We start from the raw sequence: 20,569 nt of genomic DNA on the forward strand, positions 1-20,569 counted from the left end.
GACCGACGCCGTGACCGCCTCAACCCTCGCCTTCCAATGGGGCGCCCCCGGCCCCGGCCTGGATGGCGGACCCGGGCGCGTACGGCGAGGTGCTGGCCGCGCACGCGGAGGCCTACGGCCCACCGTGGTGCCGCTGGGCCACCTCGACCTCAAGCCCGAGCACCTGCGTCGGCGGGCCGACGGCGAGGTGGTGCTGCTCGACGGGGAGGAATTTCGGGCAGCCGGGTCGTGTACAGGCCCAGCCGCCCGAAGGCTTCACCGTGCGGCGCCCGAGCCGTGGGGGTGTACGTGCCGGGCGGGGTGGAACAGGCGTAGCCACGCGCCCTGTCGGGGCGCTCGGCCGGTTCAACGACCGAGTCGCAGCTGGGCAACGGGCATCAGCTGGCTTCGGCGGAGGTTCGGAGTTTGTCAGCGGGCTGCGGGTCGATGGCGCCGATCGGGGTGGAAGTCAGGCTCCCCTCGGGCCAGCCAGTCTACGGTGCGGTGGTGGCCAGGGTGTCGTCGATCAGGACCTCGGAGGCGGGATCGCCAGCCGCGGGGGCGGGCTTGATCGTGTCCAGTGCGCCGCCGATCGCGTCGTAGGCCGTGTTTTGCAATTGATCTTGTGGTGGGTCATTGCTCCTCGGCTCGCAGCCACAGGATCAGCGAGGCGAGGACGACGCCGGCCCGATAGCGGTTGGCCAGCTTGTCGAATCTGGTGGCCACTGCCCGGAATTGCTTCAGCTTGGCGAAGCAGCGTTCGACGACGTTCCGCCCCTTGTAGGCGGCCTTGTCGAAGGCCGGCGGTCGTCCGCCGCGGCTTGCGCGGCGGACGCGGCCGGCGATCTGGTCCCGGCGTTCGGGGATGGTCGCTTTGATCCGTCGGCGCCGTAGCAGGCTGCGGATCTTGCGGGAGGAGTAAGCCCTGTCGGCCACGACCCGGTCGGGTCTGGTCCGCGCTCGCCCGGCCCCGACACGTGGGACGCGGATGGCGTCGAGGACGGCAGGCAGCATCGTGCAATCGGCCGTGTTGCCCGTGCTCAGCACGATCGACAGCGGCAGGCCTCGACCGTCGACCGCCAGGTGGATCTTGGTGGTCAGCCCGCCCCGGGACCTGCCGAGCGCCTCGCGGCGCGCAACCGCTGCCGGATCATCCGATTCGTCCTCGGACTGGCCCCCTTTTTGCGGGCCCCGGCCGCGTGCTGGTGTGCCCGGGCGACCGTGGAGTCGATCGAGACCGTCCACTCCACGGTGCCCACCGCGTCGTTGCGGGCCTGGACCTCCCGCAGTAGCGCGGCCCAGGTTCCGTCCTTCTCCCACTGGGCGAAACGCCGATAGACGGTCTGCCACGGACCATAGCGCTCGGGCAGATCACGCCACGGGGCGCCCGTACGCAGCCGCCACAGCACCCCGTTCACCACCTGCCGGTGATCCCACCAAGGACGCCCGGCACCATCCCGCTGCGGCAGCAACGGCTCGATCCGAGCCCACGCAGCATCCGTTATCTCTCCTCGACCCACCACAAGATCAATTATGAGACACGGCCTAGTACTCCAGCTGTAGATCGTGAGGTTGCTGGTCGGACAGGTGCGGAGGACGGGTGCGGCCACCGTTAATCATTGTGAGTTGTGTGGACTTACGAAGAGACGGTGGCCGCTGGCCACAGCATAGATCCAGCGCGTTGGCGGGAGGCGTTCGAGGATCTGCTGGGGCGGATCGCGGGTCGGTTCAAGCGGGTTGAGCCCCGACGCCGGGCGGGACGGCTGGTGCTCGGGCTGCTGTCGGAACTGCCCAGGAAGAACTGCTGGACGATCGCGGAGTGGGTTGGGGAGGCCGGCCCGCATGGCATGCAGCATCTGTTGTGCCGGGCTGCCTGGGATGCCGACGCGGTCCGCGATGACGTGCGCGAATACGTCGTCGAGCACCTCCGCGACGAGGACTCAGTGCTGGTCGTCGACGAGACCGGCGACGTGAAGAAGGGCACGCACACCGTCGGTGTCCAGCGCCAGTACACCGGCACGGCCGGACGGATCGAGAACTCCCAGGTCGCGGTCTACCTCGTCTACGCCGGGGCCCGGGGGCACGCGGCCGTGGACCGGGAGCTGTACATCCCGCGCTCCTGGACGTGCGACCCGGACCGCTGCCGGGCCGCAGGGCTCAGTGAGGACACCGTCTTCGCGACCAAGCCGGAACTGGCCCGGGTGATGATCGAACGGTTCCTGGATGCTGGACACCGCGTCGGCTGGGTCACGGGGGACGAGGTCTACGGCGGCAACCCGAAACTGCGGACGGCTCTGGAGAACCACGGCATCGGTTACGTCCTCGCGGTGGCCTGCTCGGCCGAAGTGCCCACCGCCGCAGGCACGTTCCGCGCCGATGCCCTGGCGCGGAAGGTGCCCAGACGGGCCTGGCAGAAGCTCTCGGCCGGGCCCGGCGCGAAGGGGCAGCGGTTCTACGACTGGGCCGTCATCGACCTCACCGAAACGGCACCGGGCCGCCACCAACTCCTGATCCGCCGCAACCGCACCACCGGTGAACTCGCCTACTACCGCTGCCACTCCATTACTACCGCTGCCACTCCATCACGGCGGCATCCCTGGCCACCTTGGTCAAGGTCGCAGGTTCCAGATGGCGGGTGGAGGAGACATTCCAAAGCGAGAAGGGGCTGGCCGGGCTGGACGAGCACCAGGTCCGCCGCTATCTCTCCTGGGCCCGCTGGGTCACCCTGGCCATGCTGGCCCACGCGTTCCTCGCCGTCGTCCGCGCCCACGAACACGCACGCCACCCCGCACCGGACGACCTGATCCCGCTGACCTGCAACGAGATCCAGCACCTGTTCATCAGTGCCGCTGTCCGACCCGATCACGGCCCGGCCCACCGGCTCCGCTGGTCCGCCTGGCGGCGCCGCCATCAAGCCCGCGCCCGCGCCAGCCATTACCGCCGGCAAAGCCGGATGGCCGCTACTTGGGGGACATGACCTCGTAGAGGTTTCCGGCGTCATCGGTGAAGTACAGGCCGCGAGGGCACAACGGGTGGTCGATCCGGCCGTTGTCGGGCTCGCTGGGATCGTTGCCATAGGGCACCCCGGCAGAGTTGAGCCGGGCGAGGATCTCGTCGAAGGACGACGGGTCCACGTCGAAGGCCAGGTGGTGGCCGACCGGATTCTCGACGGACATGAAGTCCAGCGTCAGGGAATCGTTGACCTGCACTGGCGCGAAATGCCTGTCTGCGCCTCGATAGTCCAGTCCCATGACGGAGGCGAAGAGGCGCGCTGCTGCCTCGTTGTCGATGGCTGGAACGATGGTGTGGTTCAGCGTGATGGACATGCTCTGTCTCTCAGATCTCGACTGGCTGGGACAGGGCGCCGTGCAGGAAGACGTCGACGAGGTCGCGCACTCCCAATTGCGGCGCCGGATCCGTCGGCTCGCCTCCGGTTGGCGGCCTGCCGGCCCCGACGAACAGGAGACCTAGGAAGATCAATGCTGCCTGCTCGGGAGGCAACCGCAGCGACTCCCGCTCAGGCTCGAAGAGTTCGGCCAGCGCCTCTCGAACGGGCAGGGAACCGGCCGCACGATCAGACGGGGCCCCTGCGTTGCCGGGACGGCCACTTCGTCCCCGCCCGCCCGTCGCATGAAGCGCCCCGACCACCGCGCCGACCCGGTCAAGGTGGGCGTGCAGCGCCGAGGCAGCCTCGGTCAGCCGGTCGGCAAGCGGCTGGTCCATAGATACCAGGGTGAGTTCGTCGAGGGCGTGGGCAGGACTGAGTGCCTCGGTCACGCACGCGTCCAGGAGTTCCTCCTTGTCCGCGAAGACGCGGAAGATGGTGCCCTCCCCGATGCCTGCGGCCCGGGCGACCTGGCGTGTCGTCACCGCGCTGCCGTGCTCGATCACGAGGGGAAGCGCGGCACGAACGATCATCTCCCGGCGGCTGTCGGGGTCCATCGCCGGTGCTCTTCGCCGACTGGGTGCGGTCGTCATGGAGACAAGTATCGGAGTGAGTGCTCACTCCGGTCAAGGAATCGTCGCCACGAAGCGTCAACTCTGCTCGATCACGCTGCCAGACACCTGAAGTTCACGATCTACAGCTGGAGTACTAAGCAGCTCAGGGCCTGACCTCGCGGGTCAGGGCGGAGCCCCAGGGGCACCAGTGCCCCCCGGGGAGGAAAGCGCCGCCGACCTCGTCCAGGTGGTCGTCCACGTACTCCGGGTTGGCGTCGCAGACCTCGATCGCGACGTCGAAGAACCGGATGCTGTCCGGGTCGAGATGGAAGTCGAAGTCCGGGTTGTAGGACTGCCTCCTCTTGATGATCCGGCCCATCACATGGGTCTTGTCCTTCTCCTCGCCAGCGAGCACCCGGCGGGCGTGGGCGATGAGCTCGTCATCCCTGATCTCGAAGACGAACTCCTTCCCCTGCCTGGGCGGGCTCTGGAAGGCGAAGTACGCGGTGGCCATGGGTGGTTCTCCCTGTGTCGGCAACGGTCTTGACAGCGTTGCCAGTCGATCACGACCCGTGCCCGCGCCAGGGAAAGTCCACGCCAGTGATCACCCCATCGGGTGAGCCCGCCCACTTCAGACATCTGCAGCTCGACCTGTGGCTATCAGAAGCTGTTGTCTTTCCGACAGTGACGGATGCGTTTCCGCTGGTCAGGCATAGTGCCGGTGCCTCGGCGGCAGAGACGGGGCGTCGTGTCGTGTCTTCGGTGGAGGTGCCGGATGCCGTCGGTGATGGGACTGCTGGAAGAGCGTGAGCGCGCTGCCCGGCGGCGGGTGGAGGCCCTGCAGGCCGAGCTGCAGGAGGCGGAAGCCGCGTGGGAACGGTTCGTGATCGCCCGTCAGACAGTGGCCGAGGTCCTGGTAGAACCTCGTGCAGTCGAGAAGGCGCCGCTGGCCGAGGTGACCGGTCAACGGCCTGTGCGGGTCGCAAAGGCAGTGCCCGGATCGGTGGTTCCTGCTTGGAGGGAAGGGCTCGCTCCCGATGCGCTGGCGCCGGACTACCAGCGGCTCGTGGAGGTCCTGACGGATCGGGGCGGGGAGGCGATGGACTGTCGCCAGCTCGCGGCGGCTTTGCGCCTGGAGGTGGTCTCGGCGAAGGTGGAGGGAGTGCGGTCGAAGGTGAAGCGCTTGGCCGCGCGGGGCTGGCTGGTCGAGGGTCGCCCGGGGATGTTCAGCGTGCTCGCCGGGCGAGCCGGCGGCTCATGACCCTGCTCATCGACCACCGGTTCATCGCCTCGGAGGTATCAGCGCGGGTCTCGTAGTCGCGGGTCAGGCGGCGTGAGTGCATCAGCCATGCGAACGTCCGCTCGACCAGCCACCTCTTGGACAGCACGGTGAAGCCGGTGGCGTCGTCGCCGCGTTCGACCACGCTCAGCGCGATCCGCAGAACGTCGCGGGCGAGTTCGACCAGGCGACCGGTGTAGCCGCCGTCGGCCCACACCATCGTGATGCGCCAGCGACGCTGACGCAGCCGCTCCAACAACGTTCCGCCGGCCTCGCGGTCGCTGACGCAGGCCGCGGTGACCAGCACCGTCGGCAGCAGCCCGAGGGTCTCCACGACGACGTGCCTCTTGCGGCCGTTCACCTTCTTCCCGCCGTCGAAGCCCCGGCTCGCGGCCGGCACCGACGCCGCCGCCTTCACCGACTGGGCGTCGGCGATGCCCGCGGTCGGCTCCGGATCGCGGCCCGCCGCCTCGCGGACCCGCTCCCGCAGCCGGTCGTGGAACTCGTCGACCAGGCCCTTGTGGCGCCAGCGCCGGAAGAACGCGTAGACGCGGTCCCTATTAGTTACGTGGAATCAAGCGCCGCAGGATGCGTCTCGTATCCTGCGGCGTCCCACGTACTGAGGAGACCTGTTGAGCAACGCGGTGGTGCTGGAGGAGAAGTGGCCGGTCCTGCGCCGGCACGACCGGGCAGCCGAATGGCTGCGGGTGTGGACGGATCTGGGGCGGGCTCCGCGGACGATCGACGCGTACGCGAGAGGTCTGGCCGAGTACCTGCTGGTCTGCGAGCGCGACGGCGTCGACCCGGTCACCGCGAACAGGCTGCACGTGGCCGCGTTCGTGAAGGACCTGAGCACACGGCCGAGCCGCCGCGGCCCCAACGTCATCGCGATGGACTCCGGCGTCGGCCTGGCGAACGCGACGCTGCAGCAGCGACTGGTACCGGTCAGGCTGTTCTACGACTACCTAATCGAGGAGGGGCTGCGGGAATCTAACCCGGTCGGCCGCGGCCGCTATACACCCGGTCGGAAGTTCGGCGGCCACCAGCGCGGCCTGGTCCCGCGCTTGACGAAGCTGCCGTGGATCCCCAGCGAACAGCAGTGGCTCGACCTGCTGGACCTCGTACGTGACGAGCCGACACGCAATCGTGTGATGCTCGCCCTCGCCTACGACGCTGCCCTGCGACGCGAAGAGCTGTGCTCGCTGCGAACCGACGACCTCGACCCCGCGCATCGGACACTGCGGATCCGCGCCGAGACCACGAAGACCAGGCGCGAGCGCGTCGTTCCGTACTCCGCAGCCACCGGGGTACTGCTGTCCGGCTACCTCGCACACAGGGCCACAATCAGCAGGGCTCGCGGCCCACTGTTCCTGTCCGAGTCGCGCCGCAACTACGGCCAGCCACTGACCCTTTGGACCTGGTCCAAGGTGATCCGGCGCCTCGCGCTCGCCGCCGACCTGCCCCGCTTCTCGACCCACACCACGCGTCATCTATGCCTGACCGATCTGGCCCGGATGGGCTGGGAACTGCACGCCATCGCCGCCTTCGCCGGACACCGCAGCACCGAGTCGACCATGACCTACATCCACCTCTCGGGCCGGGAGCTGGCCGAGAAGCTGAACCGCGGCATGCAGCAGATCCACTCCTGGCGCGTGGACATGCTCACCCGGACCACCCAGACCGGTGGGACGGTCGTCGAGTGACCGCGCGCCCGAGCTCGACGGCCATACGGCCGACCAACACGGCGTGGTCATGGCCGATTGACCTCGAACGCTACGACCGACACGGCCTGCTCACCGAGGCGGAGGCGGAGGTGCTACGGACGCTCGGCATCGACCAGCTCCGGCGCCACGACCTCACCGTCGACGCGGTGCCCCTGCGACCAGTTGCACGGCTGGTCCGGCCACTCGCGGACGCCTTCGCCGCCTTGCACTGGCCGCCGGGCGACCGGCACCAGCGCCGATACGCACGAGACGCGGCAGGACTCGTGCTCCTACGGTGCGGCGAACTCCGGCGGGCCTTCTGGGGCTGGTCCGCACAGGATTGGGCAGATCTGATAGACACGAACGGCGCCGAGTTCCGCCGAACGTGGGGCGGGCAGATAGGCCCCAACGCTCGCCCGTTCGTGATCGCTTACGCCTATCTCATCGGCGAGTTCACGGCTTTCGACCAGCTCGGCCGGTTCATGCGGCCGAGCCTGGCCCGTCGGGTCTTCGGGGCCGAACTCGTTGACTTGGCTATCCAGAAGATCTGCACGATTCTGGCCGACTGGGGCTATCACCGCGATGCCGAGAAACTGGCTTCGGCGGTCTGCCAGGTGCTTCTGTTGAACCGCAGCCCCCGTCTGAAGGATCTGTCCACCGAGGCCCTGGCCGCGCTGCGCGAAAGCCCGGCCATGAGCGGGCAGTGGGGCACCGACCTCTACGGCATCCACCGGGCCATCGCCGCGCTCGGCCACGCAGACCCGCCGCCGTCATACCGTCAAGCCGGTCCCGCCGCGATGGAGGGAATGCCAGCCGCATGGGCGGAGTGGGTCGAGCGTTGGCACGCGACGTCGACGCTGACCCCGAAGATCCGCAGAAGCTACCGCAGCGTGCTCGCGAAGATTGGCCGATGGCTGGCCGCCGAGCACCCCGAGACCACCGAGCCCGGTCAGTGGACACGCCAGACCTGCGCGTCCTGGGTCGCGGCGGTGGACCGGATGGCCGTCGGCGACTTCTCCCAGTGGACGCACGGCATGCGCTCGCAGGGCCGCCTCGGCAAGCCGCTCACCGCGGAGTCGAAGGCCGGCTACCTCAAGGTGCCCCGCGCGTTCTTCCGCGACCTGCACGAATGGGAATGGATCCCACGCCGGTTCGACCCCGCCCACGCACTGCGGACGCCCCGAAGCGTCCGCGCGCTGATGGGCCCCGACCCGCGGGTGATCGCCGACGACCTCTGGGCCAAGCTGCTGTGGGCCGGCCTGAACGTCGAGCCAGGCGACCTGCCCACCACGGACGGCCGCACCTACCCGGTCGAGTTGATCCGGGCCATCACGCTGACCTGGCTGTTCGCCGGACAGCGCAGTGACGAGATCGCCCGGCTGCGGGTCGGGTGCATCCGCTGGCAGCACGATGGGATGCCTATCCCCGGCGACTCCGGCGAGGTCCTGGCCCGCGACGCGGTCTGCTTGCTGGACGTCCCCACCCACAAGACCGGCACCGCCTTCACCAAGCCCGTCGACCCGCTCCTGGGCCAGGCCATCGAAGCCTGGCAGGCCGTCAGGCCTGCCCAGCCGCCGATGCTCGACCCCAAGACCGGCGAATTGGCCGACTTCCTGTTCGCCCACCGAGCCCGCCGAGTCGCCAAGTACTACATCAACACGGCGATCATCCCGATGCTCTGCCGCAAGGCCGGCGTCCCCACCGCCGACGTCCGCGGGAATATCACCAGCCACCGAGCCCGGTCCACCATCGCTAGCCAGCTCTACAATGCCAAGGAGCCCATGACCCTCTTCGAACTGCAGGAATGGCTCGGTCACCGGACCCCCGAGGCAACCGCCCACTACGCGAAGATCACCCCGAACACCCTGGCCAGGGCCTACAACGACGCCGGCTACTTCGCCCGCAACGTCCGCACCATCGAGGTCCTTGTCGACCGCGACGCCGTCGCCTCCGGTGCCGCGGCCGCGGGCGAGCCCTGGCAGTACTACGACCTCGGCCATGGCTGGTGCACCTACACCTTCTTCGAACAGTGCCAGCACCGGATGGCCTGCGCACGCTGCGACTTCTACACCCCGAAGAACTCCACCAAGGGCCAACTACTGGAGGCGAAGGACAACCTTCAGAAGATGCTGGCCAACATCCCCCTGACCGACGACGAACGCGCCGCGGTCGACGATGGCCAAGCCGCCCTGGACCAATTCCTGGAACGACTCACCGACGTCCCCACCCCAGCCGGGCTGACACCGCGCGAGATTGGCATCCCGGCCACCGCGACGCTGCTGCCGATCGTTGAGGTGACATCATCTGGGAAGATGCCAAACTCGCACGTCGCAAGTCCGCTAATCTCCGGGGATGAACGACAGCAACGCTTCCCGGACGGCGTCTGAGGACCCAGTAGCAGCCCAGTGGCAGCGGGTTCGGGAGATGAGCGAGAACCTCATCGACAAGGATCTCGTCGAAGCAGCCTACGCCAATCCTGCTCTCCGAAGCCTTTTCCCGATGGTCGGCCACGGATCGCTGCAGTTCAGCCGGTGCACCCGCTTCCCTTGGTCCCAGGACTTGCCCTCGATCTTCCCCATCGACGGTGAACGGTTCCGCGTGCTACGACTGCACGAACCACAAGGCTCCGGGCGGGAGCGGATCGGCGGAGCCTTCACCGCTCAGGAGGCCGTCGAAATCGCTGCCGCACACCTTCCAGCAGGCTGGGGCCCCGCCGTGGATGGCAAGCCTGACATCCTCGAACCGCTCAGCTGACAGATCTCCGGACTTGACGAATCTGATTCCACAGAAAGGCGGGGAAGTCCGCCGGCATCGCCCTCCAGGTGATGCCGCCCGCGACCAGGTAGCGCACCGCGTCGACCAGCTGCCGGTGGCAGTACCCCTCCGGCTGCCCACCGCGGCCCTCCAGCCAGGCAGGCACGGGCACCGGTCACCGGGGCGGGCTGCGCGTCGGGCGGGGGGCGAATCGGGTCCGGCACCGAAACCAAGGTGAGCCCCCGCCGCAGGTCGGGGTTGACCTGGAACTGCGGAGTCCGGATGCGGCCGTCGGCGCGGTCGCAGGTGAGTGCGCCGACGGGCCGGTCGTCCGCGGTGGACCTATTCCTGCTCGCCGTCGATGCTCGCCCGTCGGACGGCCCTCTGTTCCACCGGGTCGTCCGGCGCGCTGTCACTGTCCGTGGCGGGGGCGCCCGCGCGGGGTCGGCGGCCGGGGATGCCACGGGGTGTCGCGCTCCCTATCGTGAGGAGTGAAGGGCTCGCGTTCCGGGGGCGGACCCGACAGCCCCGGCCGTGTCAGCCCCGGCCACCGAATCGCCACCGGACCGCCGCCGGATCCCGTCGCGGCCTCCACCGCCCCTCGCGGCCTCGCGGCCCGACGGCGCTACCGGGCCGACCGTGCGACCGGCCGGCCCCGATCCGGCCGGTACCGCTTCACACTGCTCGGAGGACACCTCCGGGAGGAGGCAACCACGATGAACATGCCAGGCTTTGCCGCCGAGTCGTCGATCGGCCCACCGGGCGGGTACTACCGCACCGGCGCCCACCGCCAGGGCCCGCCGTCCGGGGGCCGGGGGGTGGCTCCGGCCCGGGCCCTCGGATCCGGGCTGACCGCTTCCGGGCTCGACTGCATCCCCAACTGCGTCTGCATCACCGCCGAGGGCTGCCCCTGCTGCGACTCGGGCGGGTTCCCCGTCGACGAGAGCGCCCTGCGGTTCGCCGTGCCCCGCGGGACCCAGGTCGCCGCGCCCTGGCGCCGCCGCGGCACGCCCGGCCGGAACTCCTCCGCCTCCGCCCGTCAGGGGCTGGTCCGTCCGGCGGGCTGCAGCTACTCGTACGGCGACTGCGCCCCCTCGGGCGACGTGTCGTGCAAGGTCGGCGCCAGCGGCGGGATCTGCGTCGGTCCCGGTTACGCGCCCGTCGAGGTGACCTGCGACGACGGTGGCGTCGCCTACAGCGAGGCCGCCTGCGTCGTGTAGCGGCGAGCGGGCCCGGCGGCCGCGGGTCCCCTGACGCTCGCGTCAGGGGGGACCGGCCGCGCTGGGCCCAGCTGCCCCTGGGCCGCCTGCGCTGCCCCCTACATCGGGAAGTTGCCGTCGGTCGGCACGCAGCTGCCAATCTCGTCGACGCTGTGCCAGCCGGTGACGGTTCCGTCGTCGTCGCGGTCGACGGTGATGACGGTGATCACCCCGCCCATGCACCAGGTGCCCCCGTACGCGCCCTGGACGGCCGCCCGGTGGACGGTGGGCGCCTCGGCGCCTGCGGTTCCGGCGGTGGTCTGGCCCCTCCCCCGGTAGTGACCGCGGGTCACCGCCGTCGCCCGGTCCGCCGTGAATCCCGGAAGCATGACGCTTCTCCTCTCGCTGGTTCGGTTCGGCCTGCGTCCCGTGTTGCCGTTCGTCCCCTCGTGCTCGCACCTCGCCCTGGTTCCTCCCGGCGACGTCCTTCGCCTCGTCAGCGCTCGTAGTACGACTGGAGCCGGGTGATCAGGAAGGGGAACCGCTCGGTCACGTCGACCCGGACGAAGGCCTTCTCCGTGACGTCCGTGTCACGACCGGTGTAGGAGAAGACCACGTCCACGATCGTCCGGCCGCCCCCGCCCATCCGCGACGGCCGGACCTCGACCGCGCTCAGGGACTGGTTGCGGCCGAACGCCTCGGCCGCGCGCGCGTAGATCGCCGGGTACCGGACGGCCAGGTAGTTGACGGCCCGGTGCTCGTCGGCGGCGCCCGCGTTGTCGGAGAGCTGCAGGACCAGGTCGAGCACCTCCTCCGCGGTCGAGCGGTAGCGGTCCTCGTCCTGACCGTCAGGCACCGGCAGGCTACCGAGCAGCGTCCGGCGGTCGAAGGAGTAGATCTGGTCGAAGGCCACCACGGGCACCATCAGCCCGTTGCAGGCCTCCGGCGGGGCGATCGGGCCGGCCGTGCCGATGACGACGTCGAGGTCGCCCGGGTCGGGCCTCGGCCGGACGGCCTCGACCAGCTGGGAGAGGTCCATCGGGTCGCGGGGGTACAGCAGGTAGGTCTCCAGGCCCTGGATGGTCAGCACCCAGCACAACTGCCGTGCCAGGTAGCGGTTCCCGGGCTGGGCGAGCACGTTCTGGAGGGCCTCCCGGTCGGTCAGCCCGGTGACCTCGGACCGACCGGTGACCTGGGCGAACTCCTTCTCCGCGCCCAGGGTGGGGAAACGCGGCTCGATGCGCCCCACCGCGTAGACGTGTGCGGACCCGGTCCGGAACGGGACCGTTCCGCCGCAGCCGGGGCAGCCGGCCGGGGCCGGCTGCGAGGCGGCGACGGACACGGGAACCACCTCGGCGCTCTCGTCCGCCCGCACCTGCGGGCCGCCCGTGCCGTCCGCTCCCGCGGGTTCGTCGACCCGCTCTGTTGCCGTGCGCTCGGTACCCAACTCGTCCACCGGTCCACTCCGTTCTGCTGCGGAATCGGCTGTGTTCGTCGTTCCTCCGCCGGCGGGCGCTCAGCGCGGCGAGCGGCCGCGGAAGCCCACCCACCGGTTGAGCGTCTCGGCGCGTCGGCGACACCCTCCGCAGGGCCGGATGCCGACCGTCGAGGTCGCGCGTTTGATGACGTCCCCCAGGCCGACGTCCTCGTCGGTGAGAAATCCCGGCAGTCGCATCCTGGGCCGGTCCTGCTTCCGGCCCGGCTTCCGATCCGGCTTCCGGTCCGGCTCGGGGGCGGCCGGCGTGGGGTCGGTCATGGGGACCTCCTCGCGGTGGTCGTCCCGCCGGTCCAGGCCGCCAGCCGGTCCCGGGCGCGCGAGGCGTCCAGCAGAGCCGGCCAGAGGGTCCGGCGGGAGCGGGCGGTGCCGGACAGCGCCCGGCGGACATCCGCCGCGCCGGCCCCCGGGAACTCGGACCACAGGAGGGCGACGGCGCCCGTCACCAGGGGCGCGGCGACGCTGGTGCCCCGGATCGGCGGCTGGCGCTCGCCGGTGGCCAGGCCGAGGAGGCCCTCACCGGGGGCGCTCAGCCCCGAGCGCCCGATCGTGGCGCCGAGGTTGGAGTATGGCGCCGGGCGGCCGTGGCGGTCGCAGGCGGCGACCGGGATCACCGCCGGGTGGCGGGTGAGCACCGAGCTGCCGACCACGCCATGGTTGCCGGCCGCGGCCACCACGATCACTCCCCGCCGGGCCGCGTGGTCCAGGGCTCCGGTCAGCGCCCGGCTATCCCGTACCGCGGACCAGCTGAGGTCCGCGCTGATGTTCACCACCCGGGCACCGGCGTCCACGACGGCGGCGAGCGCCTCGGCGAGCTGGTCGGGGCCGGTCAGCGGCGCGGCGGCGCCCGGCCCGGGTTCGGCGAAGACGGGCCGCACCAGCAGGGTGCAGTCCGGGCAGATGCCGGGTACCGCCGTGCCGCGTCGTGCGGCCAGGATGCCGGCGACGAAGGTGCCGTGCCGGCACTGCTCGCTTCCCGGTTCGGCACACCCCACCGGGGTGTCGCCGGAGAGCCGGCGCAGGCGTCCGCCGCGCAGGCCCGGGTGCCGGAGGGCGACCGGACCGTCCAGCAGGGCCACCACGGTCTCCGGCCGCCCCCGGGAGCGGGCCATCAGGGCCCCGAGGGTGACCAGGTCCAACGGGCTCGCGCCCCCGGCACGCGATGCGCTCGACGGCTCGACGATCCAGACTCGCCGGGCACCGCCGGAGACGGTTTCCGTACGGATCGTGCCCATGTTCCTACGGTAGGACGGGCCTCGGGCGCCGGCACGTCCGCCCGCGGGGGGCGGGACGTGCCGGGGCACGTGGGAGCGCTGCGCCGGTGTTGACCGACAGTGACGGCCAGCGGTGGACGGGGCTGCCCTATCCAGCTGAGGCTGAGTCGGGATGAGGGAGAGCTCGTAGGCGGTGATCGCGTCCGTGAGCCGCTCAGCGGTGACCTTGTGGCCGGCCTTCTCGATCGAGCCGATGACCTGGCGGGCGGCATCCTGGCCGCGGGTGCGCAGGAAGGCAGCGATGGCCAAGGCCTGCGACTCGTTGGGGGAAGGCAGTACCCCGGCGGCCACGACTTCGGAGACGATCGGCGCAGCCTCGATGAGCTGCCGCGCCCGGCGGTATCGGATGCGGTAGCGGTCCCAGACGTACTCGCCAAAGGAGAGACCAGCCGACGCAGTGAGGCCGTTCTGATCGATGTGCCCCAGGATGCTGCCGACCACGATGACGTAGCGGGTCTGGGCGGACTGGACTTCACCGTCCAGGCGCTCGGCAGCGGTGTGGACCGTCTCCTCCAGCTGCTTGAGCTTCTCGGCGTCGGTGCCGGTGAGCTTGCTGAAGTCGACAGGTGCGGGAATCCCGTCTACCCAATTGGCTTCCATCTCCTGTTTGAGCGCGGCCTGATCGGAGGACATGGCGTTGGCGAGCTTGCCGACGTTCAGGCCCGCGCTGGTTTCGATGTCGAACTTCTTGCACGAACCCGAGAGAAACGATCACGTTGCGGAAGATCTTCGTGGCCTTGTCGCTCGGCGCGTACCAGGAGTGAGATGTCCCGCCAGGGAAGCGACTTGCGCTGCATGCGGAGACTCTTCCGGCCGCCCTTGACGAATCGGCTGATCCGCTCAAACAAATAGCTTGCCGATCCGGTGGTTCCGTGTCACTGTTCCGCTTGGATCAACAGTCGGACAAAGAGAATTGGTGCCGTGGGGAATCACTACGAGGAACAGTGTCGCCGGTCCTTGGCCGAAGAGCAGGCGAAGAGCCTTGCCGAGACCAACAACTGGGAGCACGTTGACAGGCCTCAGGTCCACCAGGACTGGGACGTGCTGTACCGGGAGATCGCGGCCTGCCTGGACGGCTCCCTGCCCGGGGATCCCCAGATCCAGGACCTTGTCGGCCGGCATTTCGACATAGCCTGCCGGTTTTACGCCCCCAGCAGGCAAGCGTACGTCGGGATGGCTCTCTTCTACGCGGAAGACGACGCCATGCGGGAGTTTCACAACTCCTACCATCCCAGGATGGTGGAATTCCTGGGCGAGGCGATGAGGATATTCGCCGAACGGGGAGTCGGCTTCACTTCGTAGTGCTCCAGCCGCAGACCTGGTCTTGTCCGTTGGCAGCGCAGGGCTCCGGCGTTCCTTGTGGCGTCCGGCTCATGACGTCCTGTCGGGCAGGTGGATACGGGAACGGAAGCAGGCACGGATAGCCGCGCGGCACGACGAAGGGGCCCGGCGCAATGCCGGGCCCCTCGCCGCATTGTCGTGCCGGGTCAGGCAGCGCCGGCGCCCCAGACGGTGTCGACGTCGGAGCGCAGCTCCTCGTGTGCCCTGGCGTCCCCTGCCAGCTTGCTCTCCGAGACCTTCAGTCCCGCCCACTTCCACGCGATCTTCGCCAGGCGGGTGGTGCCACAGCGGTTGTGCAGGTAGACGGTCGTGCTCCATACCCCCGGGTCGTACGACCACGCGATACAACCGTCCACGCCCCGGTGCCTGCTGCGGGTCCGGGCGTAGGCGGCGGGGCTGGACAGGCCGACGGCCAGCAGCGCCGCGGCTGCCACGACGGCGAAGCGGGTCAGACGCAGCGAGCACCCTCCTCGTATCGACGGGGGACTACTCGCTGCCGAACCCTGAAGGGTGTCAAAACTCCGATCCGGCCACTGGTCTGGGCGCTTCCCACGGCGACCGGGAAGGCGTGTCGATGCAGCGTGGTACACGTTGAGCAGCCCGCCGAGTACTCGACGGCGCCGAATGGCAGTGCCAGGCAGCGGAATGACGTTGGGTGCGTTGCCCGGGGCCCGCAGCTCCAGACTGCGGTGGGCGCGGCCGGGGTTGTAGTGCTCGGTGTACTCGGCGAGGACGGCGCGCAGGTGCCGTTCGCCGGTGATGAGCAGTCGGTCGGTGCATTCGGGGCGCACGGTGCGTATCCACCGCTCCGCGAAGGCGTTCGAGCGCGGGCTCTGCGGCGGGGTCGGGATGACGGTCGTGCCGTTGCCGGCGAAGACGGCGTCGAAGGCGGCGATGAACTTGGTGTCGCGGTCACGGATGAGGAACCGGAAGTCGCCGGCTCTGTCGCCCAGGTCCACCAGCAGGTTCCGGGCGAGCTGGGCCACCCACTCCCCGTAGGGTGCGCTGTGACGCTGAGGACATGGACACGCCTGGTCTTGATCTCCATGACGAAGAAGACGTACAGGCGGTTGAGGAAGACGGTGTCCACGTGCATGAAATCGCAGGCCAGCAGCGTGTGAGCTTGGGCATGCAGGAAGGTCCGCCAGCTCTGCCGGGAGGCGCGCCGGGGTGCGGGTGGCAGTCCGAGGCGGCGAAGGACTCGGCGGATGGTGCCGACACCGCCCGCGACCCCCGGCGCGGTGCCGCCGAGGACGAACGCGGTGAGCGTCTCGTTGACCGCCATCGCGTGCTGGGCGCCGGAACGGCCTGCGCCCCGGGCCGTAGAGCCCATGTCGGAGGGGGCAGGCCGAGCCACCTGCCCGGCCCGCCTCCAGTCCGGCCGTTCCCTTCAGCCGCCACGTCTTGTGGAGGTTGCGGGTGTTGCCGTCGGAGGCGACCGGACCGTGCAGCGCGAGATCGCGCAGCGCCTGACGAATCACCGTGTTCGACGCCGCCCCAGGGCGCAGCAGGCGCTGGAGCTGGTCGGCGGTGGCGACCTTGAGGACGCCGAGCGCGCCGAGGACGTCGGCGCGCAGCGCGGTGGTCGAGCCGTTCGGGTTCGCGGCACCGCGCCGGTAGGCGGTCCGTCCCGGCCGGAACGGCTCGGCCCACCGTCGCCACCCCCGAGATCGCGACCGGACACACCGACCAACGCCACCAAACGGAAGCCCAGGAAGGTGAGTCGAGGTGGGGAGTTCGGCCCGGCACCCCCATGGCGCGATGGGCGATGCCGGAGCCGATGCTGTGCACCGCCGTGAGCGATCCAGAGCTGCCCAAGGGACACGCAGCGGAACCCAAACGGGACGGGTTCCAAGCGGCGCTCAGCGCCCAGGAGGGCCGGACGGATCTGCGGTTTCTTGGCTGTCACGCCACCTCGGCCATCGGTCAGGTCGCGGCGAGGGCGGGGAAGAGCCCTGGGGCAAACAGCCCCGCAGGGCCGAGCATCTCGCCGAGCTCGACTTCGATGAGAACCCCCTGGTCCTTCTTGACGAAGACGATGGTCTTGGCGTCGGAGAAGGCGGTGGTGAAGCCGTCAGCAAATCCGGTGTCTTGGAGCGTTGGCCAGGTCTCGGCGTCGCCGAGCTGAGTCACGCGAAGCTGGGTGCTGTCGGGGTCACCGGTCTTCGCCACCCGGGTCCCCATGACGAACCAGAATTCGTTCTGGGCCGGCATGTGACAGACGGCGTCGAAGCGGTTCGGGACGTCGGAACCGAACGCGGGCCAGCAGCCTTGCCCTCCGACTTTGCCGGGGCCCCACAGCACACGGATGCCGGTGGGGTCGCAGCGTAGTGCCTGGTCGCCGCGGAAGAACCAGAAGCCGCCCTGTCCATCCCCGCAGACCGCATCGACGCCCTGGGCGAAAGCTGTGTTGCCGAGCGCCGGCCAGGCGCCGGTTACGGCGCTGTGGTCGGTGTACCAGGTCACCGAGTTTCCGTCGCCGGTGGTCGCTGCAGCGAAGCTGTCCTTGAAGAACCAGTAGCTGTCGCCTCTCCTGCACAGCGCGTCGGCGCCGCGTAGGAACTGGCCGGGGCCTGGGTGAGGGGCGAGAAGGAGAGGACCAGTGTGCTCAGGTTCGAGGAGACGCCGTTGTTGCCCTCCGGCACGTAGAGCGCTGAGATGCGGTGGTTGTAGATCTCGAAGTCGTTGATGTCGATGCGGGCGCTCTCGTCCTTGAAGTCCGTGAACTCGCCGCCGATGTTCTGCCCGCAGTGGATCTGCTGGCCGCCGGTCGATCCGAACTGCACCTGGAAGACGCCGTCGCCGGTGATGCACGAGAAGCGGTTCAGCATGTCCTCGGTGCCGAAGTGGAAGACCCCGCCCGCGCCGACCGGCCTGTCGTTCGGGTTGTCGGAGCCGCCTCCGTCGCCGTAGTACGGCTGCTGGGTGCCGCTGTGGTCGTATTCGAGCTGGAACCCGTCCACCCGGTCCCAGCCCCACAGGTGCAGGGTGGTGATGATGCCCTTCGGGTCACCCGGCGCGGCCCAGTGGTCGTAGAAGGTCTGGTCCTTGGAGAGGCCCAGCGGGCCGAGGTAGATCTGCCGGTCGCGGTAGTCGGGCTGCGGGAGGGACTTGTCCGGGTGCATGCGCGGCCAGAAGTAGCGGGAGAAGTCCAGGCAGGCGAGGAAGAACTCGCGGTCGTACTGCAGGCAGTCGTAACAGGTGTTCCGTGTCTGGGTCGGGCTGCCGAACCTCGCGGAATCTGGCTACGGCCGTCGGTGAACTGCTTCTCCACGTAGGCCAGGTAGCTGCTCTCCGGGTCACCGTTGGGGTCGAGGACGGTGCGCAGTTCGTTGCGGTAGAGCTCGACGGTGCTGGGTCTCAAGTTCATCTGGTGCTCGCCGTAGGCAAGGACGTCGGTCAGCATCAGCAGCTTGAGGTTGGCCAGCTGGACGAACAGGGGGCACAGGGCGACCGGGCAGTCCTGGTGCCGGAACTGCGGCACGGACTCGTTGATGGTCTCGTACACGTGAGTCCAGGTCCGGGTGATCTGGGCCCAGTCCTTGCCGCCCTTGACCCTGGCGAGCTCCAGGTAGTCTGAGGCGGCCCGCTTGATGCCGACCAGTCTCTCCTGGACGACCTTGTACCGCTCTTCGGAGATCTTCTGGTCGATCATCCGTGCGATGCGGTCCTTGAGACTGTCCCAGGTCGCATCGGCCAGGAACAGTTCGTCGAAGGCGATGCTGAAGTACTCGGCGGCGAACGGGCCCACGCCCGGGACCGTGGAGATCGCCGCGTAGGCGGTGCCTTTGAGGACTTCCAGAGAGATCTGGTCCGCACTGGGCACGGGGGCTCCTTCTCGTTTGGCGTCGGGGACTCCGCAACAGGGTCGTACAGCAACCGCCCTTGCCTGGTAAGGCACGCAGACATCACCCCGGCGGACAGGAGTGCGCTTGCCTGCCTCCGTGCCGGGCCGTGCTTTCATGCGCTCGGCCGTCCGCGTGGCACATCCGGCCGGGTGAACGGGCGTTGCCGGGAGACGGGGCGCTGAACACGGTCCGGCCGCGGCATGGGCGGGGCGGGCACCCCTGCCCGTGCCGGCCCAGTGGCGAACGTCTGGGGCCGGCTGAGTGGTTGGCGACGAAGCGGCCGAGCTCCCCGTCGTTCTGGTGCTCGGCATCGAGGCGATCGCGTGGGACAGGTGGCTGCTGCGGCGTGACGAAGGGGCCTGGCGCGGTGCCGGGGCCCACGCTGCCCGCCGCCGGTAGTCCGCGGCGTCGCGGGATACATCCCGGTATCGAACAGCCCAAGTTTCCCGGGTCGTAGCGGAACGCACACGGTTCGTCATCGAACGGGCGCTAGGTTGCGGAGTGGCTACTCCCCAAGCGGGTCCGCTCCGCCATGGGCGGATCCGCCACGCGCAGGAAGGACCCACGGCGATGAACCGAAGCCGCCGAACCCCCACCACGGCGCTCCTTGCCGCACTGTTGCTGACCGGCCTCGCCACCGGAGCCGGCCCGGCCCGCGCCGACGCGCCGGGCAACCCGCCGACGGCCGTCGCCCCCACCGCTGGCCCAGACACCGCCCCGCCCACCGCTGCCGACCCTGCCGTCCACGACGCGCTGGTCGCGGCGCTCCGACAGGCCCAGGCCGACCGTCCCAACGCCCCACTGCGGCACATCTGTTACGCGACGAACGTGCACAACATCGGCTGGCAGCAGCCAGTCTGCGACGGGCGACCCAACGGCACCGAAGGGCAGAGCCTGGCCATCGAGGCGATCGACATCATCGCCACCAACATCGGCGGCGTCTGCGCGAACGCCCATGTGCAGAACATCGGTTGGCAGGGCTGGCGGTGCGGTGGCGACGGCACGGACATCCTCGTCGGCACGACCGGGCAGTCGCTGCGGATGGAGGCTCTCGCGGTCAGCGTCGCGACCAACGGGATCTGCGCCGACGCCTACGTGCAGAACTACGGCTGGCTGGGCTACCAGTGTGCGGCCGCCAAGCAGGTCGCCGTCGCCGGCACCACCGGCCGGGGACTGCGCATGGAGGCAATCGAGATTGTCGTGTGACCTCTCATCGCCGACCGTGGTGGCTAGGGCCAGGGTTGCGCGGTCGTGGGTGGGCACAGGGGTCTCCTGGGTCCGGTGCGGGGCCGCATCCACGTGGTCGGTGGGCCGGGAAAAGGGGCCTGACGGCCCTCGGCCGAGAACGGACAGCGGGCGCCTGCGGCGCCACCCGAGCAGGTGCCGGCAGCGCGCCTGCGGCGGCGGCGCCGAGGCGGCGCAGCACCGGCCGAGCGGGGGCAAGGCCGCAGGGCGGGGCGCAGCCCCAGCGCCAAGTGACCTCTGACAGCGAAGTCGGGACGGTTGTCACCGAAGTCGGGACATCGCAGTTCTCTGACGACGAGGTTGGGAACTGGCCAGTTCAGAGCGGTAGAGATGGCTGCCGAGACGGGCGCCGGGTCTTCCGGCGCCAGGTGGGAGGTGGTGGTGCAGCAGCTCGCCGCCGCCCACGGTGATCGGGATCAACGGACCGTAGGCTGACTGCAACGTCGAGTGCCGCCGCCCGAACTGATGGTTCGGGCGGCGGCACTCGACGTCGGGGACTGCCTCGTGCGGGCC

20 protein-coding genes and 3 pseudogenes are annotated in these 20,569 nt (G+C 69.7%); 8 read left to right on the forward strand and 15 right to left on the reverse strand.

The genetic code is table 11. From position 1 onward, the window contains the following. Positions 1–473: 473 nt before the first annotated feature. Positions 474–596, reverse strand: coding sequence for a hypothetical protein (locus ACZ6Z8_RS31195; RefSeq protein ID WP_465613394.1), 123 nt, complete (start codon positions 594–596; stop codon positions 474–476). Positions 597–612: 16 nt separating this feature from the next. Continuing rightward, positions 613–1,499 (reverse strand): IS5 family transposase gene (locus ACZ6Z8_RS31200; protein WP_465613481.1). Its coding sequence is split into 2 segments (ribosomal slippage): positions 613–1,145 and positions 1,145–1,499, totalling 888 coding nucleotides; the frame shifts between segments, so codons are not numbered across the junction. A gap of 129 nt (positions 1,500–1,628) precedes the next feature. Here ACZ6Z8_RS31200 and ACZ6Z8_RS31205 point away from each other — a divergent pair. Further along, positions 1,629–2,956 (forward strand): annotated as a pseudogene (locus ACZ6Z8_RS31205) (IS701 family transposase). Here the strand turns inward: ACZ6Z8_RS31205 and ACZ6Z8_RS31210 are convergent. The 3 genes from ACZ6Z8_RS31210 to ACZ6Z8_RS31220 all read right to left on the reverse strand — a co-directional run bounded on the left by ACZ6Z8_RS31210 (position 2,940) and on the right by ACZ6Z8_RS31220 (position 4,432). Then, positions 2,940–3,305, reverse strand: coding sequence for a VOC family protein (locus tag ACZ6Z8_RS31210; RefSeq protein ID WP_465613395.1), 366 nt, complete (start codon positions 3,303–3,305; stop codon positions 2,940–2,942). The pseudogene ACZ6Z8_RS31205 and the gene ACZ6Z8_RS31210 sit on opposite strands and share 17 nt — an antisense overlap. Before the next feature lie 10 nt (positions 3,306–3,315). After that, a complete protein-coding gene (locus ACZ6Z8_RS31215) occupies positions 3,316–3,957 on the reverse strand; it encodes a TetR/AcrR family transcriptional regulator (RefSeq protein WP_465613396.1) in 642 nt (213 codons plus the stop codon). 124 nt (positions 3,958–4,081) lie between these two features. Further along, positions 4,082–4,432, reverse strand: coding sequence for a BP74-related protein (locus ACZ6Z8_RS31220; RefSeq protein ID WP_465613397.1), 351 nt, complete (start codon positions 4,430–4,432; stop codon positions 4,082–4,084). Between the two features lie 261 nt (positions 4,433–4,693). Here ACZ6Z8_RS31220 and ACZ6Z8_RS31225 point away from each other — a divergent pair, with 261 nt between their 5' ends. Beyond that, a complete protein-coding gene (locus ACZ6Z8_RS31225; protein WP_465613398.1) occupies positions 4,694–5,179 on the forward strand; it encodes a hypothetical protein in 486 nt (161 codons plus the stop codon). Here the strand turns inward: ACZ6Z8_RS31225 and ACZ6Z8_RS31230 are convergent. Next, positions 5,145–5,744, reverse strand: a pseudogene (locus tag ACZ6Z8_RS31230) (IS5 family transposase); the annotation flags it as partial. The gene ACZ6Z8_RS31225 and the pseudogene ACZ6Z8_RS31230 sit on opposite strands and share 35 nt — an antisense overlap. 85 nt (positions 5,745–5,829) lie before the next feature. Between ACZ6Z8_RS31230 and ACZ6Z8_RS31235 the strand changes: the two are divergent. Genes ACZ6Z8_RS31235 through ACZ6Z8_RS31245 form a run of 3 tightly spaced genes read left to right on the forward strand, consistent with a single transcriptional unit; the run spans position 5,830 to position 9,654 of the window. Then, positions 5,830–6,900: a tyrosine-type recombinase/integrase gene (locus ACZ6Z8_RS31235; protein ID WP_465613399.1), complete on the forward strand. Its 1,071-nt coding sequence runs from the start codon at positions 5,830–5,832 to the stop codon at positions 6,898–6,900. After that, positions 6,897–9,287 (forward strand): tyrosine-type recombinase/integrase, encoded by a 2,391-nt coding sequence (locus tag ACZ6Z8_RS31240; RefSeq protein ID WP_465613400.1) that lies wholly within the window; start codon positions 6,897–6,899, stop codon positions 9,285–9,287. Before ACZ6Z8_RS31235 ends, ACZ6Z8_RS31240 begins: the two co-directional genes overlap by 4 nt. Next, a complete protein-coding gene (locus ACZ6Z8_RS31245; RefSeq protein WP_465613401.1) occupies positions 9,253–9,654 on the forward strand; it encodes a DUF6193 family natural product biosynthesis protein in 402 nt (133 codons plus the stop codon). Before ACZ6Z8_RS31240 ends, ACZ6Z8_RS31245 begins: the two co-directional genes overlap by 35 nt. On the opposite strand, the gene ACZ6Z8_RS31250 is transcribed toward ACZ6Z8_RS31245, so the two are convergent. Further along, positions 9,647–9,826, reverse strand: a complete 180-nt coding sequence (locus ACZ6Z8_RS31250; protein WP_465613402.1) for a transposase — start codon at positions 9,824–9,826, stop codon at positions 9,647–9,649. The genes ACZ6Z8_RS31245 and ACZ6Z8_RS31250 overlap by 8 nt on opposite strands. 544 nt (positions 9,827–10,370) lie before the next feature. On the opposite strand from ACZ6Z8_RS31250, the gene ACZ6Z8_RS31255 reads away from it, so the two are divergent. Further along, on the forward strand, positions 10,371–10,874 hold the full coding sequence (locus tag ACZ6Z8_RS31255; protein ID WP_465613403.1) for a hypothetical protein: 504 nt from the start codon (positions 10,371–10,373) through the stop codon (positions 10,872–10,874). Between the two features lie 98 nt (positions 10,875–10,972). Here the strand turns inward: ACZ6Z8_RS31255 and ACZ6Z8_RS31260 are convergent, their stop codons facing one another. The 4 genes from ACZ6Z8_RS31260 to ACZ6Z8_RS31275 all read right to left on the reverse strand — a co-directional run bounded on the left by ACZ6Z8_RS31260 (position 10,973) and on the right by ACZ6Z8_RS31275 (position 14,222). Continuing rightward, complete coding sequence (locus ACZ6Z8_RS31260) at positions 10,973–11,242, reverse strand: hypothetical protein (protein ID WP_465613404.1); 270 nt, start codon at positions 11,240–11,242, stop codon at positions 10,973–10,975. A gap of 107 nt (positions 11,243–11,349) precedes the next feature. After that, positions 11,350–12,309: a cyanobactin maturation protease PatG family protein gene (locus tag ACZ6Z8_RS31265; RefSeq protein WP_465613405.1), complete on the reverse strand. Its 960-nt coding sequence runs from the start codon at positions 12,307–12,309 to the stop codon at positions 11,350–11,352. A 60-nt stretch (positions 12,310–12,369) separates the two neighbouring features. Continuing rightward, on the reverse strand, positions 12,370–12,609 hold the full coding sequence (locus ACZ6Z8_RS31270) for a hypothetical protein (protein ID WP_465613406.1): 240 nt from the start codon (positions 12,607–12,609) through the stop codon (positions 12,370–12,372). Next, a complete protein-coding gene (locus ACZ6Z8_RS31275) occupies positions 12,606–14,222 on the reverse strand; it encodes a S8 family serine peptidase (protein ID WP_465613407.1) in 1,617 nt (538 codons plus the stop codon). The genes ACZ6Z8_RS31270 and ACZ6Z8_RS31275 overlap by 4 nt, the downstream gene beginning before the upstream one ends. A gap of 321 nt (positions 14,223–14,543) precedes the next feature. On the opposite strand from ACZ6Z8_RS31275, the gene ACZ6Z8_RS31280 reads away from it, so the two are divergent. Continuing rightward, complete coding sequence (locus ACZ6Z8_RS31280; RefSeq protein ID WP_465613408.1) at positions 14,544–14,924, forward strand: TipAS antibiotic-recognition domain-containing protein; 381 nt, start codon at positions 14,544–14,546, stop codon at positions 14,922–14,924. Positions 14,925–15,109: 185 nt separating this feature from the next. Here ACZ6Z8_RS31280 and ACZ6Z8_RS31285 read toward each other — a convergent pair whose 3' ends face one another. From ACZ6Z8_RS31285 to ACZ6Z8_RS31300, 4 genes and pseudogenes are all read right to left on the reverse strand, one after another. Then, a complete protein-coding gene (locus ACZ6Z8_RS31285) occupies positions 15,110–15,949 on the reverse strand; it encodes an integrase core domain-containing protein (RefSeq protein WP_465613409.1) in 840 nt (279 codons plus the stop codon). 940 nt (positions 15,950–16,889) lie between these two features. Beyond that, positions 16,890–17,429 carry a hypothetical protein gene (locus tag ACZ6Z8_RS31290; RefSeq protein WP_465613410.1) on the reverse strand — a complete coding sequence of 180 codons (540 nt, stop codon included), beginning with the start codon at positions 17,427–17,429 and terminating at the stop codon, positions 16,890–16,892. After that, positions 17,426–18,088, reverse strand: a complete 663-nt coding sequence (locus tag ACZ6Z8_RS31295) for a jacalin family lectin (protein WP_465613487.1) — start codon at positions 18,086–18,088, stop codon at positions 17,426–17,428. Before ACZ6Z8_RS31295 ends, ACZ6Z8_RS31290 begins: the two co-directional genes overlap by 4 nt. 119 nt (positions 18,089–18,207) lie before the next feature. Then, a pseudogene (locus ACZ6Z8_RS31300) lies at positions 18,208–19,290 on the reverse strand (insecticidal delta-endotoxin Cry8Ea1 family protein); the annotation flags it as partial. Positions 19,291–19,381: 91 nt separating this feature from the next. On the opposite strand from ACZ6Z8_RS31300, the gene ACZ6Z8_RS31305 reads away from it, so the two are divergent. Further along, complete coding sequence (locus tag ACZ6Z8_RS31305) at positions 19,382–20,017, forward strand: hypothetical protein (RefSeq protein WP_465613411.1); 636 nt, start codon at positions 19,382–19,384, stop codon at positions 20,015–20,017. Positions 20,018–20,569: the final 552 nt, after the last annotated feature.

The sequence above is a fragment of the Kitasatospora sp. NPDC101108 genome (assembly GCF_055584725.1).